Genomic DNA, 4,803 nt, shown 5'->3' with positions numbered 1-4,803 from the left:
GCCCGTATGCTAGTCGGCGTAGCCCAGGCGGCGGTTGGTTTCGCCGCCGATTTTTTCGAATAGTTCCAAGTCCGCGGGCGTCAGGTCGCGCCGCCATTTTTCGTCGAGCTGCACGGTGCTTTCGTCGTAGCGGAATCGCATGGGGTTGCCGCCGACGCCGTGGAACTCCGTCTTCTTTAGCATGAAATCCGTGAGCTGCGTGTCGACGTCCAGAAACTTGGAGATGGTCAGCATCGTGCCGGGCGTGTCCCGGCAAAGGTCCTCGTAGCGGACCACCATGCGTTGACTCTCGGGGATCGAACGCATCATCAGCTCGGTGTTCCAATGCCGGCGAACGAACAGCTTAACGGCGACTTCCATCGACGACTTCTCGCGACGCATCTGCGAGCAGGTCCAGCCGCGGCCGTCGCGGATGACGTGGATCGCGCGGAAACGCGTCGGATCGGCAAGGTAGATCGACTTCATCTGCGTGGTGGCGCCGGCCGAGTTGATCGTGATCGGCGTGCCGCGCACCGTGGCGATCGCCTCGTAGACTTGTACGGCCCGTGCCCCGAACTCGCGCTCGCGACGGGCTCGAGGGGAGATCAGGGAGCCGAGCCGCCAGGCTGCGGGACTGCCCCAGATCATCAGCAGTTCGGCAAGCGCCGGCAGCTTGCGGAAAGCGGTTTTTTTCAACTCGGTCGGACGCGAGAACTCGCCGAGCTTCAGCGAGAGGTCGCCCGTCTTCCGGCGCAGTTCCGCCTCCACGTCGAGCCAGAACGGACATTTCAGCACCGGCGTGCCGCAGCCGCAGAGCATGTCCGGCTGCGCGGTGAACTTATGCAGATTGGTGATTTCGCCCATCGACGTGCATTCGGGATACTGATCGAGCAACATCCCGACCAGCGTGGAGCCGGAATGGCCGATGCTGGCGATGCAGACGAATTTTCCCAGTTGCTGCGCGCTGGGCGCGGCGACGACGGTCGACATGACGGCTGTTCCTGTTCCCGTGCTATTCTCGGACCGATCTACTTTTTCTCGCCAGCCGCGAAAAAGACGCTGGCGAGCATTTCGTTGAAGTAGCGGTCGATGTTGTATTGTTCGTCGATCATGCGGCGGCCGCGTCGGCCCATCTCGCGGGATTGCTCCGGCGATTCCAGGCAGCGCCGCACGGCGTCCGCGAGTTGTTTGTCGCCCTCTTCGCCGATCGAGTAGCCGTTCTCCCCATCGACGATCAGATCGAATTCGCTGCCATCGCCGACGGAACTGATCACTGGCAAGCGGTGCGTCATCGCCTCGGAGACGACCAGTCCGCCCATGCCGGGCAGCACGACGAGTTCCGCCAGTTGAAAGTACGCGGCCACTCCCTCGTAGACCGCGCCGGTGAAGATCACGCGGTCGGCGACACGCAACTCCGACGCAACGCGTTCACATTCTGCGCGGAAGTCGCCGTCGCCGACGACGAGCAAGCGCAATTCGTCGTGCGGATCGGGAAGCATCGCGAAGGCGCGAATCAGGCGATCGAGTTTTTTCGTCTTCATGATCGCGCCGACGTAGAGCACGACCCGCTTACCGTCGAGCCCGAGCCGCGTACGGAGCGGCGCCACCTGCTCGCGCGTGGCTTCGATCTCGGCGAGCACCTTGTTCGTATCGACGACGTTCACCAGGTTGAAGCAACGCCGCGGCTCGTAGCCCATGCGGAGGAAGTAGTCGACGGCGACCGACGAGTAACCGAGATAGGCTGTGGCGCGGCGCTCGATCCACTGCACGACGGCGCGATACATCTGGCCGAGTCGCGAATATTTCTGCCCGCGGATCTCGCCGAGCGACCACCAGACGATCGGTTTGCGGAACAGCTTGGCGTAGAACAACATCAACAGGTTGTTGATCGGCTCGCCCCCTTGTACCAGCAGCACGTCGGGGTTGTAGCGCCAGAGCCGCCAGGGGAGCGTCGGGTTGAAGAGCAAGCCCACGTCGCGGTCGGTGCTGCGCAACCGCTTTTTCCACGTCGGCATGACCGAGACGTCGAGGCCGCTCAGGTTGTCGGCATTGACCGTTTTCGTACCGGGAATGCCGGAGCCGACGAAGATCTTGACGGTCAGATCGGGATGCTCGGTCAAACGCCGAAAGATCGGCACGCGGTAGCGGTAGCAAACGATGTACAACAGCGCTACTTTGAGCGGCGCGCCGTCGCGGCGGCGCACGGGCACGACTGGAAACGCGCCGCGCCGGGCGTGGCGCGCGAGCGGCGCGACTTCTCCGCTGGCAGGCGCAAGCGGCGCGGAACTTGGCGGCGGCGTTGCCACGGCGTCGGCCATGCTCACCGTCCCGCCTGCAGTTGCTCGACCGCTTGGAAACTGGCTTCGGTGACTTCGCATAACTCGGCGAACGGCACCGGCGATAGCCCGCCTTTTTCGACGGCCGCGAAGAACGCCTCCAGGCAGGCGGCGTGTCCTTTGTCCTGTCTCCAGAGATTCATTTTATGGAAGCCCGACCAGCCGAGTCCGCGGAGCTTGCGGAAATTATCGAGCTGCAAGATCCGTCCCCCGCAAAAGACTTCGATCCGCTCTTTGGGGAACGATTGATGGCCGTTGGCCAGATAGTGCAAAGTGGCCGTCGAGCCGTCGGTGAAATCCATCGTCATCGTCACGCAATCGCGCGGACCGCGCGGCGAACCGAGCGCCGTCGCCTGCACGCGCGCAATGGGATGACTGACCAAATAGCGCGCCAGGTCGATGAAGTGGCAACCTTCGCCGATGAGCCGTCCGCCGCCGACCGCGGGGTCGTTCAACCAATGATCCGCGGGCAACTCGCCGGCGTTCACGGTCATGATGATCGCTTGACGCTCGCGGGTGCCTGCGAGGAGCGAACGCATCTTGATCGCTTGCGGGGCGAAGCGCCGATTGAAGCCGACCGACAGGACCGGCGGCCGGACGTCGCCGGTGAAAGATTCGTAGGTGGCGCGGAGTTGCTCCAGGCCCTCGCGGTCGATCGCCAGCGGCTTTTCCACGAACACGTGTTTGCCGGCGCCGAGCGCACGATCGGCGAGCGGGACATGCGTATCGTGGCGCGTGGTGATGATCACCGCGTCGATGGCCGGATCGCGCAGCAGGCTCGCCGTATCGGTTGTGGAGCGGCGGAATCCGAATTTCTTGGCCGCGTGGAACGAAGACACGCCGCCGCTGGAAGCAATGACGTCGAGCGTGACCGGTTGCTGCGCGAGGATCGGCAACAGGCCGCGCGTAGCGTAGTTGCCGGCGCCGATCACCGCCACGCGCGGACGTAGTCCGGCGGACAGAGCGCTCGTGATATGTTGCAGCGTGCGTTGCCCGGTCAGTTCGGCGTCGCTGCGCACCGTGGCGTCTGCGTATCGCAGCACGATGCCGAGCCCTGCGCTGCCGCCGGCCAAGACGTCATACGCCGTGCCGGCCTCTTCGATCGGATAACGATGTGCAACCAGCGCCTGCGTCTGCAGCGCCCCCGTGGCGAGCATGTCCAGCACCGCTTCGAAGTTACGCTGCTCGGTCCAACGGACGAAGCCGATCGGGTAGTCATGCCCTTGCTCTTCGTACTGCGGGTCGTAACGCCCGGGTCCATAAGAGCAGGAGACTTGGAAGGACAGTTCCTTTTCGTAAAAGTCCGCGCGGGCCAGTTCCAGACCAACGGTGCCGATCAAGATGATTCGCCCGCGCTGCCGGCACATGAGCGCCGCCTGATGGACCGGTTCGTTGCTTTTCGTGGCGGCCGTGATCAGCACGCCATCGATGCCGCGCCCGCGCGAGAAAACCTCCGCGGCGGAGATCGGGTCTTCGCCGGAGGAGAGGTCGACCGTTTCCGCGCCGAAACCACGCGCGATGGCTTGTTTTTGTTGGTCGAAGTCGATGCCCAGCACGCGGCAGCCATGCGCGCGGAGCAATTGGACGGTGATCAGACCGATGAGCCCCAGTCCGGTGACGACGAAGCACTCGCCCAACGTCGGTTGCGCCAGCCGCACGCCTTGCAGGGCGATGCTGGCGATCACGGTGAAGGCGGCGGATTCATCGTCGACATTGTCCGGAATCTTGGCACAAAGATTGGCCGGCACGGTCGCCAACTCGGCGTGAGGACCGTTCGAGACGACGCGGTCGCCGACTTGAAAGCCGGTTACACCCGCGCCCACGTCGAGCACCACGCCAGCGCTCGAATAACCGAGCGGCAGCGGTTGGTCCAGTTTGCTGCGCACCGCGTCGATGGTCGGCAACAGCCCGTCGGTCTTGACCTTGTCGAGCACCTGCCGGACTTTTTCCGGCTGGCTACGGGCTTTATCAATCCAGTTTGCCCGGCCGAACTCGACGAGCATCCGCTCGGTGCCGCTGGAGATCACGCTAGCGCGGGTGCGGATCAGCAGGCCGCCGGAGCGCGCGCGGGGCGCGGCGACTTCGGCGACTTCCGTCGCGCCGTCTTTGAGGTTTTGCAGAACTTGCTTCATGGGGGAAGTGGGAGTGATCCCTACCGGCGTTGGCACTCCCCCTGGCTGGCGCTCCGGGCAAGAGTATGCGTCCGCGATCCTGCGACGTCCAATGAGCTCACCCTAACATACGTCAGATTATCCGGTTAGGTTCGGTTGAAGCAAGCGACCCGGCGGGCAAGAATGTCGCGCCACATTAGGCCGACGCGCCAGCGAGGGGGAGTAGACGTCGAACACCGATCGGCGCTTACTCTCCCTCGCTGGCGCGTCGGGCTAGTTTAAGGATACCGATTATGAGCGTTTTGCGTCTGGCCGCACGGTCCCTTCGCGCCGACGGTCGCTCGTCAAGTTTCGAATTTTCACTTAGCTTGAAAGGG

At 63.8% G+C, this 4,803-nt stretch carries 3 protein-coding genes; all 3 read right to left on the bottom strand.

Features of this window, described 5'->3' with window-relative positions:
* Positions 1-9 precede the first annotated feature (9 nt).
* The 3 genes from SGJ19_23870 to SGJ19_23860 are packed head-to-tail and all read right to left on the bottom strand — an operon-like array spanning position 10 to position 4,447.
* Positions 10-969, bottom strand: a complete 960-nt coding sequence (locus SGJ19_23870; GenBank protein MDZ4783297.1) for a sulfotransferase — start codon at positions 967-969, stop codon at positions 10-12.
* Positions 970-1,007: 38 nt separating this feature from the next.
* Positions 1,008-2,297: a glycosyltransferase gene (locus SGJ19_23865; GenBank protein ID MDZ4783296.1), complete on the bottom strand. Its 1,290-nt coding sequence runs from the start codon at positions 2,295-2,297 to the stop codon at positions 1,008-1,010.
* 2 nt (positions 2,298-2,299) lie between these two features.
* On the bottom strand, positions 2,300-4,447 hold the full coding sequence (locus SGJ19_23860; protein ID MDZ4783295.1) for a bi-domain-containing oxidoreductase: 2,148 nt from the start codon (positions 4,445-4,447) through the stop codon (positions 2,300-2,302).
* Positions 4,448-4,803: the final 356 nt, after the last annotated feature.

This window comes from Planctomycetia bacterium (genome assembly GCA_034440135.1).
In the GTDB taxonomy this organism is placed as follows: Bacteria; Planctomycetota; Planctomycetia; order Pirellulales; family JALHLM01; genus JALHLM01.
The sequence above is the reverse complement of the archived record's forward strand: the minus strand, read 5'-3'. Positions and strand labels throughout refer to the sequence as shown.

What these genes read in the sequence shown, in the direction of transcription:
- SGJ19_23870 (MDZ4783297.1), bottom strand. Translation starts at nt 969, where the DNA reads ATGTCGACCGTCGTCGCCGCGCCCAGCGCGCAGCAACTGGGAAAATTC.
- SGJ19_23865 (MDZ4783296.1), bottom strand. Translation starts at nt 2,297, where the DNA reads ATGGCCGACGCCGTGGCAACGCCGCCGCCAAGTTCCGCGCCGCTTGCG.
- SGJ19_23860 (MDZ4783295.1), bottom strand. Translation starts at nt 4,447, where the DNA reads ATGAAGCAAGTTCTGCAAAACCTCAAAGACGGCGCGACGGAAGTCGCC.